Annotated in this window: 14 protein-coding genes; 5 read left to right on the top strand and 9 right to left on the bottom strand. The window is 66.7% G+C overall.

All coding sequences use genetic code 11. The features are described 5' to 3' along the window. Positions 1-127: 127 nt before the first annotated feature. Positions 128-1,339, bottom strand: coding sequence for an MFS transporter (locus ABIC76_RS21095; protein WP_354535143.1), 1,212 nt, complete (start codon positions 1,337-1,339; stop codon positions 128-130). Between the two features lie 119 nt (positions 1,340-1,458). Here ABIC76_RS21095 and ABIC76_RS21100 point away from each other — a divergent pair, with 119 nt between their 5' ends. Beyond that, entirely contained in the window at positions 1,459-2,421 is a 963-nt protein-coding gene (locus tag ABIC76_RS21100) for an AraC family transcriptional regulator (RefSeq protein WP_102067215.1), read from the top strand. 3 nt (positions 2,422-2,424) lie between these two features. Here ABIC76_RS21100 and ABIC76_RS21105 read toward each other — a convergent pair whose 3' ends face one another. Next, a complete protein-coding gene (locus tag ABIC76_RS21105; RefSeq protein WP_180815285.1) occupies positions 2,425-3,342 on the bottom strand; it encodes a LysR family transcriptional regulator in 918 nt (305 codons plus the stop codon). A gap of 233 nt (positions 3,343-3,575) precedes the next feature. Here ABIC76_RS21105 and ABIC76_RS21110 point away from each other — a divergent pair, with 233 nt between their 5' ends. The 3 genes from ABIC76_RS21110 to ABIC76_RS21120 are packed head-to-tail and all read left to right on the top strand — an operon-like array spanning position 3,576 to position 7,619. Then, complete coding sequence (locus ABIC76_RS21110; RefSeq protein WP_354535144.1) at positions 3,576-4,877, top strand: MFS transporter; 1,302 nt, start codon at positions 3,576-3,578, stop codon at positions 4,875-4,877. Positions 4,878-4,911: 34 nt separating this feature from the next. Then, entirely contained in the window at positions 4,912-6,123 is a 1,212-nt protein-coding gene (locus tag ABIC76_RS21115) for a M20 aminoacylase family protein (RefSeq protein ID WP_112184854.1), read from the top strand. Between the two features lie 20 nt (positions 6,124-6,143). Continuing rightward, positions 6,144-7,619, top strand: coding sequence for an amidase (locus ABIC76_RS21120; protein ID WP_354535145.1), 1,476 nt, complete (start codon positions 6,144-6,146; stop codon positions 7,617-7,619). On the opposite strand, the gene ABIC76_RS21125 is transcribed toward ABIC76_RS21120, so the two are convergent. Further along, positions 7,608-8,537: a LysR substrate-binding domain-containing protein gene (locus tag ABIC76_RS21125; RefSeq protein WP_102067219.1), complete on the bottom strand. Its 930-nt coding sequence runs from the start codon at positions 8,535-8,537 to the stop codon at positions 7,608-7,610. The two genes, ABIC76_RS21120 and ABIC76_RS21125, sit on opposite strands and share 12 nt — an antisense overlap. A gap of 143 nt (positions 8,538-8,680) precedes the next feature. Here ABIC76_RS21125 and ABIC76_RS21130 point away from each other — a divergent pair, with 143 nt between their 5' ends. After that, positions 8,681-9,373 carry an FMN-dependent NADH-azoreductase gene (locus ABIC76_RS21130; RefSeq protein WP_102067220.1) on the top strand — a complete coding sequence of 231 codons (693 nt, stop codon included), beginning with the start codon at positions 8,681-8,683 and terminating at the stop codon, positions 9,371-9,373. On the opposite strand, the gene ABIC76_RS21135 is transcribed toward ABIC76_RS21130, so the two are convergent. From ABIC76_RS21135 to ABIC76_RS21160, 6 genes are read right to left on the bottom strand one after another with little or no spacing between them, the layout of a single operon-like run. After that, positions 9,370-10,218, bottom strand: a complete 849-nt coding sequence (locus tag ABIC76_RS21135; protein ID WP_354535283.1) for a phosphodiesterase — start codon at positions 10,216-10,218, stop codon at positions 9,370-9,372. The genes ABIC76_RS21130 and ABIC76_RS21135 overlap by 4 nt on opposite strands. Positions 10,219-10,223: 5 nt before the next feature. Then, positions 10,224-11,285, bottom strand: a complete 1,062-nt coding sequence (locus ABIC76_RS21140) for an ABC transporter ATP-binding protein (protein WP_354535146.1) — start codon at positions 11,283-11,285, stop codon at positions 10,224-10,226. Then, on the bottom strand, positions 11,282-12,079 hold the full coding sequence (locus ABIC76_RS21145) for an ABC transporter permease (RefSeq protein WP_232042826.1): 798 nt from the start codon (positions 12,077-12,079) through the stop codon (positions 11,282-11,284). The genes ABIC76_RS21140 and ABIC76_RS21145 overlap by 4 nt, the downstream gene beginning before the upstream one ends. Further along, positions 12,076-12,927: an ABC transporter permease gene (locus ABIC76_RS21150; RefSeq protein WP_322016700.1), complete on the bottom strand. Its 852-nt coding sequence runs from the start codon at positions 12,925-12,927 to the stop codon at positions 12,076-12,078. The genes ABIC76_RS21145 and ABIC76_RS21150 overlap by 4 nt, the downstream gene beginning before the upstream one ends. A gap of 2 nt (positions 12,928-12,929) precedes the next feature. Continuing rightward, positions 12,930-13,961 carry an ABC transporter substrate-binding protein gene (locus tag ABIC76_RS21155; protein WP_354535147.1) on the bottom strand — a complete coding sequence of 344 codons (1,032 nt, stop codon included), beginning with the start codon at positions 13,959-13,961 and terminating at the stop codon, positions 12,930-12,932. Then, positions 13,958-15,028: a LacI family DNA-binding transcriptional regulator gene (locus tag ABIC76_RS21160; RefSeq protein WP_354535148.1), complete on the bottom strand. Its 1,071-nt coding sequence runs from the start codon at positions 15,026-15,028 to the stop codon at positions 13,958-13,960. The genes ABIC76_RS21155 and ABIC76_RS21160 overlap by 4 nt, the downstream gene beginning before the upstream one ends. Positions 15,029-15,078: the final 50 nt, after the last annotated feature.

A 15,078-nucleotide genomic window follows, 5' to 3' on the forward strand; every position in this document is an offset into this window, starting at 1 on the left:
GATCGAGACCGGCTGAGGCTGGTCGATCTTTTATTTAACATAATGCAAATTATGAGAAATACAGATGCGCGCGCTAAGGTGGCGGTGCCACATCATCCGGCCAACCCAGCGGCGCGCATCCGCCATATCACTCGGCCATCGCCGGCACCACTTCGACGCGTTTCGGCACGCCCGTCACGATGGTCGCGACGGCAATCGCCAGCACCACGGCGGCGCCGATGAACACACCTGCCGCACCGTTCGCGTCGAACACCACGCCACCGGCAGCCGCGCCCGTTGCAATCGCGAGCTGCACGGCGGCGACGATCAGGCCGCCAGCGCTTTCGGCTTCGTCTGGCACGGTGCGCGTCACCCATGTCGACCACGCGACTGGCACGCCGCCAAACGCCATGCCCCACAGTGCGATCAGCACGGCGTCGATGACGGGCGCGCGGCCCAGCGCCACGAGTGCGATGCCCAGCACGACCATCAGCGCCGGCATTGCGATCAGCATTGGGCGCAGCCGGTGTTCCAGCACGCGGCCGGCCAACGACGTGCCGACGAAGTTGGCAATGCCATAGCCCAGCAGGATTGCCGACAGCCCGTTCACGCCAACGCCCGCCACCTGCTCCAGGAACGGCCGCAGGTACGTGAAGAACGCAAAGTGCCCGGTGAACACGAGGATCGTCGCGAACATTCCGATGCCGACGCTCGGGCGGCGCAGCACGTCGATCAGCGTGCGCAGCCGCGTCGTACCGCTTGGCGCCATCGATGGCAGCGTCGCGACTTGCGATGCGAACGCCAGCACCCCGAGCGCAGCCGCAGCAAGGAACACATTGCGCCAGCCGATCAGGTGGCCGAAGTAGCTCCCGAGCGGCGCGGCGGCAATCGTGGCGACGGCGACGCCGCTGAAGATGATCGACAGCGCCCGCGGCACGAGCGCAGCAGGCACAAGGCGCATCGCAGTGGCGGTGGCCATGGTCCAGAAGCCGCCGAGCGCAATACCAAGCACCACGCGGCCGATCAGGATCGTTGTCAGGTTGGTCGCAAACGCCACGGCAAGATTGGATGCCACGAGCAGCACCGAAAACGCCAGCAGCACGCGCCGCCGGTCGATGGTGCGCGTGACGGCGGCGGTCAGCAAGCTGGTGACGAGGGCGACCGTTGCGGTGGCCGTGACGGCCTGCCCTGCCACGCCCTCGGTCACGCCGAGGCTTTCCGCCATGGGCGTCAGCAGGCTTGCAGGCAGGAATTCGGCTGTGACGAGCCCGAACACGCCCAGCGCCATCGCGAAGACGGCGCCCCAGGCGGGTTCACGCGGGGCCGCGACTGAGGCGGCCGTAGAGGTTCCGGGATTCATGCGTCGTTTCGTAGAAAGAGTCAGGGAAAGTACCAATAAGACCGCATGGTAGGGCCCGTCAATCGGACGGTCTATGACATACAATCCGATCTTGTTGATCATTCGTCCGAATACTTCAGATGCTTACCCCCCTCCCCGACGTGCACGACCTTGTCAGCGAGCTGCTGCTGGGCATGCGGCTGAGCGGTGTCCAGTACCGCCGTATTCACGTGGCGCGGCCCTTCGGGCTGAGCTTTGGCGAGGCGCCGGGGCGTGCGCAATTTCACTTCGTTGGCCGCGGGCCCGTGCTGCTGCGCGATGCGTCGGGGGCAACGATGCGACTCGAAGCCGGCGATGCGGTGTTGCTGCCGCAGGGCACCCCGCATGCGCTGTTGTCCGATCCGGATGCGCCGTGCCGCGAGATCGCCGGCTTTGAAGCCGCGAAGATCTGCGACACGGTGGCGTCGGTGGGTGCCGGTACGGAAGCGGCCCCGGGCGACGCGCTCATCTTCAGCGCGTGCATGGAGCTGGACCTGGGCGGCATGCAGCCCCTGGTGGGCACGATGCCGGAGTTCATGCACGTCGGCACGCTGCTCGCGCGCTATCCGGAAATCCGCCCGATGCTCGACGCGATGGAGCGTGAATCGTGCTCCGAGCGCGCAGGCTTTGCCGGCATCCTCGCCCGGCTGGCCGACGTGGTGGCCGCCTTTATCGTGCGCGGCTGGGTGGAATGCGGCTGCGGCGACGCGACGGGCTGGGTGCAGGCCCTGCGCGAGCCAAAACTGGGCCGCGCGATCGTCGCCCTGCATCGTGACCCGGGCCGCAACTGGAGCGTCGCGGAGCTGGCGGCGCAAGCCGGCGTCTCGCGCTCGGTGTTTGCCGAGCGCTTCCTGGCGGCGACCGGAATGACGCCCGTACGCTATCTGACCGAGCTGCGGATGCGGCTCGCCGCGCAATGGATCACGCGTGACCGCGAGGCGATCGAAGCCGTTGCATACCGGCTTGGCTACGGGTCGCTCGCTGCGTTCAGCCGTGCATTCAAGCGGGTGGTTGGGCGGCCGCCGGGTGCCATGCGCGCAGAAGGCGCCGAACTTGACGCGTGATGCTCAGCGCTGGCGATAGTGCTGTGCCGCGTGCCGGATCTCCTTGCTGAATTCCGCGCACACATGCGTCATCAGGTCGGCCGAACGGTAGACCATGTAGACGTTGAAATCCGGCAGCTCATCTTCCATCGGCAAGGTTTCGAGCGAGCCCGGCACCATGCGCAGCGGCCCGCCGGTGCCGCTGAAGACAAATTCCGACCACATGCTGACGACGTCTGTCTTCGTGGCGAGCTGCAGCCCCAGCAGATTCGACGCGCTTTGCACGATCCGGCGCGGGATGTCGAGACGATGCAGACGCATCAGGCTGACCATCGGGCTGCCCGGATCCTCCAGCGGGTCGAGCACCAGCCAGTCGGCATCCAGCAGCGGACGCAGCCGGCGCACGCGGCGCAGCGGATGGCCGGGGCGCACCGCCAGGCGCATCGGCACCGAAAACAGCGGCTCCCACTGGAAACTGCCCGTGCCGGGGCCGCTGTTGCTGGAGATCAAACCGATATCGAGCCGCCCCTCTCGCAGCCCTTCCAGGATCTGCTGCGGACGCTGTTCGAAGCCGCGTAGCGCGACGTTGGGAAACCGCTTGCGCAGCGCCGCCATGGCATCCGGAAGCGGGCCGCTCGACGCCACGGCGGTAAAGCCGACGTTGAGCTCCGCCTCCGCATGGCCGCGAATGGCTTCGATGTCTTCCAGCGCGTGACGCAGTTCCTGTTCGACGACACTCGCGCGCTTGACCAGCGCCATGCCATATGCGGTCAGGCTCACGCCGCGCACCGAACGCGACAGCAGCGTGACGCCAAGCTCCCTTTCCAGCTCCGCAATCGCCTTCGACAACGCCGGCTGCGAGATATGCAGCCCGCGAGACGCTTCGTGGATGCTGCCGTGCTGTGCCACGGCCAGCAGGATGCGCAATTGGTGCAGCTTCACGTCGCTCTCCCCATTGTTGGGCGCCATGCCCGGCACTCGGCGTGTCACGCGACGTCGCCCAGAGGATTCGCGGGCTTTCCCCGATAGCGGATGCAGGCCGGTTATGACGGCGATTCTATTTGGTTATCGGGATGAATATTTACGATTTTTTCCGGACGGCGGCTTGGCGGAATACTGCAAGCGCCCAAGGGTTCGCAGAAGCCCTCTCGCCAATCCCCCGGATGGAGATCCACATGAATGACGCCACCCTGCAGACGCCGTTGCCCGCCTCGGTTGCTGCTGCGCCCAAGCCTGTCGGCCAGGCACGGCTGATCGCCGCATGCTCGATCGGCAATGCGCTGGAGATGTACGACTTCACGGTCTACAGCTTCTTCGCGCTGATGATCGGCAAGCTGTTCTTTCCGTCCGACAGCGCGTATGGCTCGCTGCTGCTGGCGGTGGCGACGTTCGGCATCGGCTTTGTGATGCGCCCGCTCGGCGGCTTCGTGATCGGCAACTATGCAGACCGCCACGGACGCAAGGCCGCGATGACGCTGACGATCGGGCTGATGGTCATCGGCACGCTGTGCCTGGCGGTTGCGCCCACATACGCCTCCGCCGGCCTGCTCGGCCCACTGGTTATTCTGGCCGGGCGCTTGCTGCAGGGCTTTTCGCTGGGCGGCGAAATCGGCGCTTCGACCGCGATGCTGATGGAGTCCGGCGGTATCCGTGGGCGCGGGTTTCGCGTGAGCTGGCAACTGGGCAGCCAGGGCATTGCGGCGCTGTGCGGCGCGCTGACTGCAGCCATTCTGTACGGCAGCCTGTCGCCGGAAGCGCTGCAGAGCTGGGGTTGGCGCGTGCCGTTCTTCCTCGGTCTGCTGATTGCGCCGGTGGGCCTCTATATCCGCTCGCACCTGGATGAAACGCACACCGCAGAAGCGCATGCGCCGAGCCCGCTCGGCACCTTGTTCCGCGACCATGGCGGGCTCGTCGTCAAAGGCGTGCTCACCATCATCGGCGGGACGGTCGGCACGTATCTGGTGATCTATTTCATGCCGACCTACATGATCCGCGAGCTGCATCTGCCGCCTTCGCTGTCGCTGCTGGCCGGTTGCGTGACAGGGCTGACGAGCTTTGGCGCGTCGCTCCTTTCCGGTTGGCTGGCCGACCGCCTGCCGCGCCGCAAGCCGCTGGTGGTGGGCGCAACGCTGGTCACCGTGGCGGCGCTGTATCCGGCCTTCTGGCTGATGACGCATTACCCAAGCGTGCCGCTGGTGCTGGTGCTGTCGGCGCTGCTGACCGGCACGCTGTACCTGGGCACCACGCCCATGCTGCTCATGATGATGGAGCTGCTGCCCATCAAGGTGCGCGCCAGCGGCCTGTCGGTCATCTACGCGATCGGCGTCACGGTGTTTGGCGGTTCGTGCCAGTTTGTCGTGACGTGGCTGCTGGCCTGCACCGGCAATCCGCTCTCCCCTGCCTTTTACATGATGGCGTGCAGCGCCATCACGCTGCTGACCGTGCTGAGCCTGCGCGAAGCGCGCGAAACGCACTGAACCCGATTCCTACCGCCCACCCCGGAGCCCCGATATGACCAAAGCCCCCACGCTCACGCCGTTCCAACTGTTGCCGCATCTGCTGCCGCCCGTCCACATCGATGCGGAAACGTTCGTCAACATCCGCCGCCAGATTCACGCGCAGCCTGAACTCGGTTTCGAGGTCGGCGCCACCAGCACGTTGGTGGCCGATCTGCTCAAAAGCTGGGGCTACGAGGTCCACACCGGCATCGGCAAGAGCGGCGTGGTGGGCCAGTTGAAGCTCGGCAGCGGCACGCGCCGTCTCGGCATTCGTGCAGACATGGACGCCCTGCCCATCGTTGAAGCAACCGGTCTGCCTTACGCCAGCCGCAACCACGGCAAGATGCACGCGTGCGGCCACGACGGGCACACCGCCATCCTGCTCGCCGCGGCCAAGGCATTGGCCGAGAGCCGCGATTTTGACGGCACGCTGAACCTCATCTTCCAGCCCGATGAGGAAAACCTGTGCGGTGCGCGCGCCATGATCGAAGACGGCCTCTTCGAGCGCTTCCCGTGCGATGCCGTCTATGCCTTGCACAACATGCCGGGTGTGCCGGCCGGTAGTTTCCGCGTGCTGCCGGGGCCGGTGAGCCTGTCTTCCGACGTGGCCGACGTCACCATCAAGGGTATGGGCGGACACGGCGCGATGCCGCATCGCGCGCGTGACCCGATTGCCGCATCGGCCGCCATCATCACCGCCTTGCAGACCGTGGTCGCACGCAACGTCGCGCCCGATGACACGGCGGTGGTGTCGGTCGGTTTCATTCGCGGCGGGGCAACGCACAACGTGATTCCGGAATCGGTGACGATCGGCCTGAATGTGCGTGCGGCGCGGCCCGAGACGCGTGCACTGGTGGAAATGCGCATTCGCGAGATCGTCAGCCTGACCGCTCAAGCCCATGGCGTCGAGGCGCAGATCGACTATCGTCAATTGACGCCACCCATGGTCAACACCGAGGCAGAGACGCAACTGGCGCAGCAGGTCTGCACCGAACTGGTGGGCGCGGCCAACGTCGTCACGCAGGCGCCCAAGGGGCTCAACGGCAGCGAAGACTTTGCCTGGATGCTGAACGAAGTGCCGGGCTGCTACCTGATCCTCGGCAACGGCGAAGGTGAATTCGGCGGCTGCATGGTGCATAACCCTGGGTACGACTTCAACGACCAGGTGCTGCCGTTGGGCGCGGCCGCCTGGGTGCGACTGGCACAGACCTACCTGACCGCGTGAAGTGAACTTCGAGTCGAGCAATGCAAGCGAATCTGAGCCATGCAGCCACACCGGCGGCCACCAACGAAGAGATCGTGCAATGGAGCGCGATCGAGCTATCGCGGCGCATCCACGCGCGCGATGTGTCGTGCGTCGAAGTCATGGAGGCGTTCCTTGCGCAGATCGATCGCCATAACCCGACGGTGAACGCCGTCGTCGCCCGCATCGATGCCGAATCCGCCATCGACCAGGCACGCGAGCGCGATGTGCTGCTGTCGCAAGGCTTGTCCGGCGGGTGGATGCATGGCTTTCCGCAGGCACCCAAGGATCTTGCCGCCACGGCGGGCATGGTGACGGCGATGGGCAGTCTCGCCATGGCGCGCAATGTGCCGACACACGACAGCATCGTCGTCGAGCGCATTCGCCGCCAAGGCACCGTACTGATCGGCAAGACGAACACGCCGGAGTTCGGCCTCGGTTCGCACACCTACAACCGCGTGTACGGCATCACACGCAACGCCTGGAACCCCGAGCGCTCGGCCGGCGGCAGCAGCGGTGGCACGGCCGCCGCGCTGGCGCTGAACATGCTGCCCGTGGCCGACGGCAGCGACATGATGGGCTCGCTGCGCAACCCCGCCGCCTGGAACAACATCTACGGCCTGCGCCCGAGCCTCGGTCGCGTACCTTACGGACCGACCGGCGACGTGTTCTTCCAGCAACTCGGCACCGAAGGCCCGATGGCGCGCAATCCGCAAGACCTCGCGTGGTTGCTGGCCACGCAGGCCGGCTACGACCCGCGTGCGCCGCTGTCGCTGAGCGACGACCCGGCATGCTTCATGCAGCCGCTGCACCGTGACTTCCGGCAGGCCCGCATTGGCTGGTTGGGGGATTTCGGGGGCTACCTGGCCATCGACGCCGAAGTGCTGGCCGTCAACGAGCATGCGCTCGACACGTTCGACACGCTGGGCTGCCATGTCGAGACAGTGCGGCCTTTCTTCGCCATGGACGCGCTATGGGAATGCTGGTGCACGCTGCGCGCGCTGAGCGTGTCCGGCAACCTCGGCCTGCTGTACGCCAACGCCGCCACGCGCGATTTGCTCAAGCCCGAAGCGATCTGGGAAATCGAGCACGGACGCAGCCGCACTGCCATCGACATCAACCGTGCCATCGCCACGCGTGCGAGCTGGTACCAGGCGCTGCTGCGGCAGTTTGCGCACTACGATTTCCTCGTCCTGCCGTGCACGCAGGTTGCGCCCTTCCCTGCCGAAGAACATTGGCCCAAGACCGTCGCGGGCCGCGCGATGGACACGTATCACCGCTGGATGGAAGTCGTGATCGGCGCCACGCTGGCGGGCGTACCGGCCGCCAGCGTGCCATCGGGCCTCACTGCGGATGGCCTGCCGCTGGGCCTGCAGGTGATTGCGCCGCCACGGTCGGAGTTCGCCCTGTTGCAACTTGCGGACGCGTGGCACGAGGCGTTTGCGCCGGCGCGTGCTACGTCGCCGCTATTGCACTGACGAAGGCGCGTGTGCCGTGTTTTCGCGGCAGGCGCATAGCCAGTCCCACGCAGCACGCACGGCGGCGTCTTCAAGCCGCGCAGCCGGCACCAGGGCCCAGAAGGCATAGCGCTGGATGACCGGCGCCGCGAACGGCTGGACCAACGTGCCCGCGTCCAGCGCATCGCGCACCAGCGGCAGGTTCGCCAGGATCACGCCCTGCCCGGCGAGGGCCGCCGACATGGCGTGCCCGTCGTCGGACAGCATGATGCCCGCGTCGGTCTTGAGCGTGTGCTCGATACCGGCGGCGCGCGCCCACATCGGCCAGCCGATCGGCTGAGGCAAGGTGCGCTGCCACTCGGAGTGGATCAGCGGCACGCACGCCAGATCCGCGTGGGTGCGCACGTTCAGGGCCGGATGGCACACCGGCGCATAGGCATCGCCAAAAAGATGTTCGGCGATGAGGCCGGTGCCTTTGGCGGGCGTATCGCCATAGCGCACGGCGAGATCGGCGCTGCCGCCATGCAGGTCCACCACGGTGTCAGACGCATGAATGTGCAGGTCGACCTCCGGATGCTGCATGGCGAATTCGCCCAGCCGCGGCACCAGCCAGCGCGCAGCGAGCCCCATCGGCGCCGTGAGCGTGACGCACTGGCGCGCCGGTTGCGCCGGTGCACCGCGCATGGCATCAATCGCCTGCGCAAAGGCGTCAAAGCCGGTACAGAGCACGGGATACAGCTGCTCGCCGGCGGCGGACAGGCGCAGCGCACGCACGTGGCGCTCGAACAGCGATACGCCGAGCGTCTCTTCCAGGCGGCGAATCTGATGGCTGACGGCGGTGGGCGTGACCGACAGCTCGTCGGCCGCGCGCTTCATGCTGAGGTGGCGCGCGGCGGCTTCAAAAGCGCGCAGTGCGCTCAGGGGAGGCAGTTTTCGCATGCACGGGATTGTGTCATGAGCGCTTTTGCCGCATGGGGCGCATGGATGAATCCATGTCATCCATGGGGCAAAAAACATGTCGTTTGTCGCGGTGCAGCGCGGTTCGTAGAGTGGTCGCATCTCCACTCCAGACCGATACGCAAATGACCCACCCCAACCGTCTGCTGCACCTCGATTCCAGCGCCCGGCCAGGCAGCTCCGATACGTCGCGCCATGGCTCGCACACACGCCGGCTCTCGTCGCGCTTCGTGCAGCGCTGGCTTGAGCATGAGCCCGGCGCGCAGGTTGTCTATCGCGACATCGCCGCCGAACCGCCATCGCCGGTCGATGGCCGCTGGGTCCATGCCGCGTTCACGCCGCCCGCGCAGCGCGAACCGTGGATGCATGAACGGCTGGCGCAGAGCGATGCGCTGGTCGACGAGCTGCTTGCCGCCGACGTGATCGTGGCGGGGGTACCGATGTACAACTTCGGCATGCCCGCGCAATTCAAGGCGTACATCGACAACATCGTGCGCGTGGGCCGCACGTTCGGTTTCGACCGCAGCCGCACAGGCGACCCCTACTGGCCGCTGCTGGCCGGCATGAACAAGCGCCTCGTCATCCTCAGCGCGCGCGGGGATTTCGGCTACGGCCCCGGCCAGCGCATTGCGCACCTGAACCACGTCGAGGCCGGCGTCGCCACGGCATTCGGCTACATCGGCATCACCGATGTGGCATCCGTCGCCATCGAATACGACGAGTTTGCCGACGAGCGGTTACGCGCGTCCATCGCATCGGCGGAAAACGACGTCGATGCACTGGTCGCGCGGATGGCCGCCGCCGTGGAAGCGGCTTAGTCGATCAGCCGCCCGTCCGGCTCGAAGAACGGATGCGGGCCATCGAATTGCCCCACGTAGGCGAGGTGGCTCACCAGGCCCTGCCCCGGCACCCACGCGTGCACCTTGTAGGCGGGCGGCTCCATGACGAAGCCGGGCTCGCCGTCCGGGTCGAGATCCAGCGCCACCTGGTGCGCCGGCGACGGGCAAGTCGACGCCACCGTCCCGGCAAACCGCACGTCAATGGAGCGATGCAGATGGCCGCAGAGGATGCGCTCGACGTTGCCGGCGGCACGCACGATCTGCGCGAAAGCCGGGATGTCTTCGGCGGCGAGCGATTGCACGTCCATGTGGCCGATGCCCGTGGCAAACGGCGGGTGGTGCATCGCGATGACGGTCGGGCGTTGCGTTTCATGCGCCAGCGCCTCGGCCAGCCAATCCAGACGCCGCACGCCCAGGCGGCCGCCCGGATGGCCGGTGTCCAGCGTATCGATCACGATCAGGCGAACGTCGCCAATGTCGGTCCAGTACTGGAAGGCGCGCGTGTCTTGCGCATCAGCCGGAATGGGCGCGAGCCAATCGGCAAAGGCTTCGCGCGCGGCGTCACGGCCATCGTGGTTGCCGAGCACCGGCAGCATGCGGATACCAGCTGCATCGAGCGGCGCCAGCAGCGCGCGCAAGTGCGCATATTCCTCGGGCGCGCCGGCGTCGGCCAGGTCGCCGGTCAGGACGATGGCGTCCGGTTTCTCCGGCTGCGCGAGGATATGCGCCACGCAGCGCGCCAAATACGCCGCCGAATCCACGCGCCGATAAGCCAGTCGCCCCGGGCGCTTGATATGAAGGTCGGTCAGTTGCAGGAAGTGCATCGGCATCAGGCTTGCAAGGTCAGGAGGCGGTCTGCCGGGATATCGAAGCCGACCGCATGGCCCGGCGCAAAGTGCTGGCGGCCGGGCACGTCGATAAACAGCGGCGTGGCGGAGACACCCGCCACGCGCACGCGGGTGCGAAAACCCAGAAACACCGCCGACTCGACCGTGCCCCTCAGCGCCGCCTGTGCCGGGTCGGCCAGCACGGCATCTTCGGGGCGGAAGAAGATGGCATTGCCGTCGCCGGCCGGCACGGGTACGCGACCGCCCGCGCAGACGAATGCGCCGTCCTCGCGCGCGCCGTCGAGCCGGTTCATGATGCCGATGAAATCCGCTACGTGCCGGTTGGCCGGCTGAAAGTAAATCTCGCGCGGGGTGCCGATCTGCGCAATGCGGCCGGCTTCCATGACGACGATGCGATCGGCCAGCGCCATCGCTTCTTCCTGGTCGTGCGTTACATAAATCGTCGTGATGCCGAGACCGCGCAGCAGGCGGTCCATCTCGGCGCGCACGGATTCGCGCAGCTTGGCGTCGAGCGCCGTGAGCGGTTCGTCGAGCAGCAGCACGCGCGGTTCGGGTGCCAGCGCGCGCGCCAGGGCCACGCGTTGGCGCTGGCCGCCGGAAAGCTGCGCCACACCGCGATCCGCATAGGGCGTGAGGTGCATCATCTCCAGCAGCGTGTTTGCCCGGGCGCTGATCTGCGTGTCGGACAAACCGTTCTGCCGGCGCTGGATGCGCAGGCCGTATTCCACATTGCCCCGCACACTCAGGTTGGGAAATAGCGCGTAGCTCTGGAACACCATGCCGACGCGGCGGCGCTCGATCGGGCGCGCGGTGACGTCTTCGTCGCCGAAGTGCACGGTGCCGCCGGCGTCCGGCGCTTCCAGGCCTGCGACGATGCGCAGCGTGGTGGTCTTGCCGCAGCCCGAGGGGCCGAGCAGCACGACGGTTTCGCCCGCCGCGATGTCGAGGTCCATCGACTCCAGCACGCGCTGGCCGCCGAAGTGTTTTCCGCAGCCACGCAGCCGGATCGGCACGGGCGCGAGATGTAGGGGTTCGGTACTCATCGGGAAGCCTTTCCGTTGTTCACCCGCAGGCCGCCAAAGCGCTGCATCAGCACCAACAGCGGCACGATCATGACGAAGAAGATCAGCGTGTAGGCGCTGGCGATTTCCAGGCGCATCGACGCATAGGTGTCAGCCAGGCCGACCGGCAGGGTTTTGGTTTCCGGTGTGTGCAGCATCCAGGTGAGGTTGAACTCCCCCACCGAGAGCGTCACGACTGTCAATGCCCCGGCCAGGATGCCGGGCTGCACGTTGGGCAGAACGATGGTGCGAAAGCGCTGCCAGAACGACGCGCCCAGGCTGGCGGCGCCCTCCTCCAGCGTCTTCAGGTTCTGGCCTGCCGCCACGGCTGCAACCGAGCGCACCATGAACGGCAGCGTGAACACCACATGCCCGACGACGATGAACCACAGGCTCTCGCGAAAACCGCCAAAGCCGCCATAGGCCACGATCAACCCCAGCGCCGTCGCCAAGCCGGGCAGCGCCACGGGCAGCGTCAGGAATTCTTCGATCAGGCGGCTCGCACGGCTCTGGCGGCGGGCCAGCACATAGCCCGCCGGCACGCCCGCCGCCAGCACAATTACCAGCGTGCACAGCGCCACCAGCAGCGACATCCAGATCGACGCCTGATACATATCCCAGACCTGGGCGACCCAATCGAGCGTCCAACCGCTCTTGAATCCGCGGATGTAGTTACGTGTCAGGCCCACGGCCATCGACAGCACGACCGGGACGATCAGGAACAGGCACAGCAGCAGCGTGATACCCCACTGGGCAATGGACAAAGCGCGCTTCATGCTGCCGCCCCCGTCGGGCTACCGCTCGCAGTACGCGCAATCGCCAGCACCAGCCACGTCACCACGCCCAGCACCACCGACAGCGCCGCCGCCATCGCAATACCCGCGTTGAGCGTGAACTCGGTATAGATCGTCATCGGCAACACGTCGATATCGGTGGCGAGCGTAAAGGCGGTGCCGAATGCGCCCATCGACGTGGCAAAGCAGATGGCCCCCGAGGCGATCAGGGCGGGCGCGAGCCCGGGCACCAGTACATCGCGCGTCACCTGCCACGACGATGCACCCAGCGAGCGTGCCGCCTCTTCCAAAGAACGATCGAGCTTTTCCGCCGCTGCCATGACCGTCAGCACCACGCGCGGAATCGAGAAATACAGGTAGCCGAGAAACAGCCCGCCGATGGAATAGGCGAAGACCCATTTCTCGCCGACGAGCTTGTGCGTGAGGTCACCCAGCAGGCCCTGGCGCCCGGCCAGCAGGATCACCATGAAGCCGACCACCACGCCGGGAAACGCCAGCGGAAACGTCAGCATGGCGGTAATCATTCGTTTGCCCGGCACGTTGTGGCGCACCAGAAACAACCCGGCGATGGTCGAGAGAATGAGCGTCGCCAGCGTGACCGCCGCGGACAGCACCACCGTCGAGAACAGACTGCCCAGGTAGCGTGGTGTGGTGAGCGCCGCCGTGTAGGTGGCGACCAGCCCTTCGCTGCCGCTCACACGCAGCAGCGCGGCCATCGGCAGCAGCCAGAACGCGCAGAACAGCGCGACGGCCGGTGCCAGCAACGCCACCCGCCACCGTGCGGGCAACACCGCATCGTCGGGCAAGGTGGTTCGGGTGACGGTGCTCATGCTCAGCGGACCTCGTTCAGGTAGCGCGTGCCAAACGCCTGCTGGCCGGCTGCCATCTTGTTGAAGTCGACCGTCTTTGCGCGGGCGTATTCGCTGGCCGGCAGGAAGCGCGAGGCGGCCTCCTTGCTCATGGCGTTGGCGCGCACGGGGCGCAGGTAGGCGTTGGCCCACAGCGTCTGGCCTTCGTCGGACAGCACGAAATCCAGCACCTTCTTGGCGTTGTCGGCGTGCGGCGCACCGGCGGTCAGGCTCATCACGTACGGCACGGCAATGGTGCCTTCCTGCGGAATCACGAATTCCACGTTCGCGTGGTCCTTGTACTTGGCGCGGTAGGCGTTGAAGTCGTAGTCGAGCAGGATGGGGATCTCACCGGCCACGACGCGCGCGTAGGCGGTCTGCTTCGGCACGATCGGCGCGTTCTTCTTCAACTGCTTGAACCATTCGACGGCGGGGCTGAAGTCGTCAAGCGTGCCGCCCAGGGCCTGGTTGACCGCCACGGCGCCCACGTAGCCGACGAAGGCGCTGCTCGGGTCCAGGTAGCCGACCATGCCCTTGTATTCGGGCTTGAGCAGGTCTTTCCAGGAGCGCGGCACGGGCTTGCCTTCCAGCGCGTCCTTGTTGACGAAGAAGCCCAGCGTGCCGGAGTGGATCGAGAAGAACGCACCATCCGGGTCCTTCATGCCGGCCGGAATGTCTTGCCAATGCTTGGGCTTGTAGTTGGCGACCAGGCCCTTTTCCTTGGCCTGATACGCAGACGTGATGCCCAGGTAGGCCACGTCAGCCACGGGGTGCGACTTCTCGGCCAGCATCTGCGCGATGGCCTGGCCGGAGTTCTTGTTGTCGAACGGCACGGTAATGCCGGTCTTGTCCTTGATGGCCTTGATCTGGCTGGCCCAGTCAGCCCATTCGGGCGGGCAGTTGTAGCAGATGGCGACTTGCTGGCCGGCCGGCTGTGCCTGCACCGGCGCAGCCACGGCGAATGCGCCGGCAGCCACGAGGCCGCACACGCGCAGCCATTGAACGAGACGTTTCATCGAGACGCTCCTTGCGTATCAGACGTGAGGGAGGAAACAACGGAGAGAGACGCTTCCGCCGGCGCACGGGCCAGCGTGCCGCCCGCCAGCAGGCGGTGCGGCAACGTAATCGACGGCACCACCTCGCCGGCGATGCGGCGGGCCAGGGCCGTGGCCGCGTCGGCGCCGATCCGGCGGTGCGGCTGCGCCACGGTGGCCAGCGTCGGCGAAAGCCACTGCCCCATCGCAAGGCCATCGAAGCCGACCACGCTGACGTCTTCGGGCACGCGCAGGCCCATCTCGCGCAGCGAGCGGATGGTGAGCAAGGCAAGGCGGTCGTTGCTGCAGAAAATGGCGGTCGGGCGTGGCGGCGCCAGCAGGCGGGCCAGCTCGGCCGGCAGCATGGCGTCGGCATTGAAATCAATTTCGACGGGCGGCTGCGGTGCAATGCCGGCCGCTTCCAGCGCTTCTCGGTAGCCTTCGTGGCGCAGCGCCGCACGGTCCGACGCCGCCAGCGTGCCCGTCAGCATGCGGATCTGGCGGTGACCCTGCGCGAGCAACGTGCGGATGGCGTCGCGTGCGGCGGCGCGGTTGTCGACGGTCACGCAGCAGCGGGCGGGAATGCGCGCCTGGCCGACCGTATCGTTGTAGACCAGCACATAAGGCACGTGCTCGGCGTCCAGGCGATCGAGGTGCGGGTTGGCAGCGGCATCGGCCACGGTCAGGATCAGGCCATCGACACGTTGCTCGAGCATGGTCTCGATGGCGCGGGCTTCACGCTCGCGATCGTAGGCGGTGGTCATGAGCATCACGCGCTGGCCTGTGATGGACGCGGCTTCCTCGATGCCCTGCATGCATTCGGCAAACACCGGGTTGGCCAGCGACGGCAGCACCACGCCCAGCAAGCCCGTGCGCTCGGCGCGCAGCTGTCGGCCCAGCGCATTCGGGCGATAGTGCAGCGCATCCATGGCGGCCTGCACCCGGGCCAGCGTCGAGGCACTCACCCGCTCCGGCGTATTGACGGCCCGCGACACGGTGGCAATCGAAATGCCGGCATGTGTCGCGACATCCTTGATGCTGCTGCCCACTGCGCGCCCCCAGGAATTTGTAAACGTTTACATCCTAGGTGGCCGCAGTG

Source organism: Ralstonia sp. 1138 (assembly GCF_040544795.1).
Taxonomy (GTDB): domain Bacteria; phylum Pseudomonadota; class Gammaproteobacteria; order Burkholderiales; family Burkholderiaceae; genus Ralstonia; species Ralstonia flatus.

Coding starts and splice junctions, on each gene's coding strand:
- ABIC76_RS21095 (WP_354535143.1), bottom strand. CDS start 1,339: ATGAATCCCGGAACCTCTACGGCCGCCTCAGTCGCGGCCCCGCGTGAA.
- ABIC76_RS21100 (WP_102067215.1), top strand. CDS start 1,459: ATGCTTACCCCCCTCCCCGACGTGCACGACCTTGTCAGCGAGCTGCTG.
- ABIC76_RS21110 (WP_354535144.1), top strand. CDS start 3,576: ATGAATGACGCCACCCTGCAGACGCCGTTGCCCGCCTCGGTTGCTGCT.
- ABIC76_RS21115 (WP_112184854.1), top strand. CDS start 4,912: ATGACCAAAGCCCCCACGCTCACGCCGTTCCAACTGTTGCCGCATCTG.
- ABIC76_RS21120 (WP_354535145.1), top strand. CDS start 6,144: ATGCAAGCGAATCTGAGCCATGCAGCCACACCGGCGGCCACCAACGAA.
- ABIC76_RS21125 (WP_102067219.1), bottom strand. CDS start 8,537: ATGCGAAAACTGCCTCCCCTGAGCGCACTGCGCGCTTTTGAAGCCGCC.
- ABIC76_RS21130 (WP_102067220.1), top strand. CDS start 8,681: ATGACCCACCCCAACCGTCTGCTGCACCTCGATTCCAGCGCCCGGCCA.
- ABIC76_RS21135 (WP_354535283.1), bottom strand. CDS start 10,218: ATGCACTTCCTGCAACTGACCGACCTTCATATCAAGCGCCCGGGGCGA.
- ABIC76_RS21140 (WP_354535146.1), bottom strand. CDS start 11,285: ATGAGTACCGAACCCCTACATCTCGCGCCCGTGCCGATCCGGCTGCGT.
- ABIC76_RS21145 (WP_232042826.1), bottom strand. CDS start 12,079: ATGAAGCGCGCTTTGTCCATTGCCCAGTGGGGTATCACGCTGCTGCTG.
- ABIC76_RS21150 (WP_322016700.1), bottom strand. CDS start 12,927: ATGAGCACCGTCACCCGAACCACCTTGCCCGACGATGCGGTGTTGCCC.
- ABIC76_RS21155 (WP_354535147.1), bottom strand. CDS start 13,961: ATGAAACGTCTCGTTCAATGGCTGCGCGTGTGCGGCCTCGTGGCTGCC.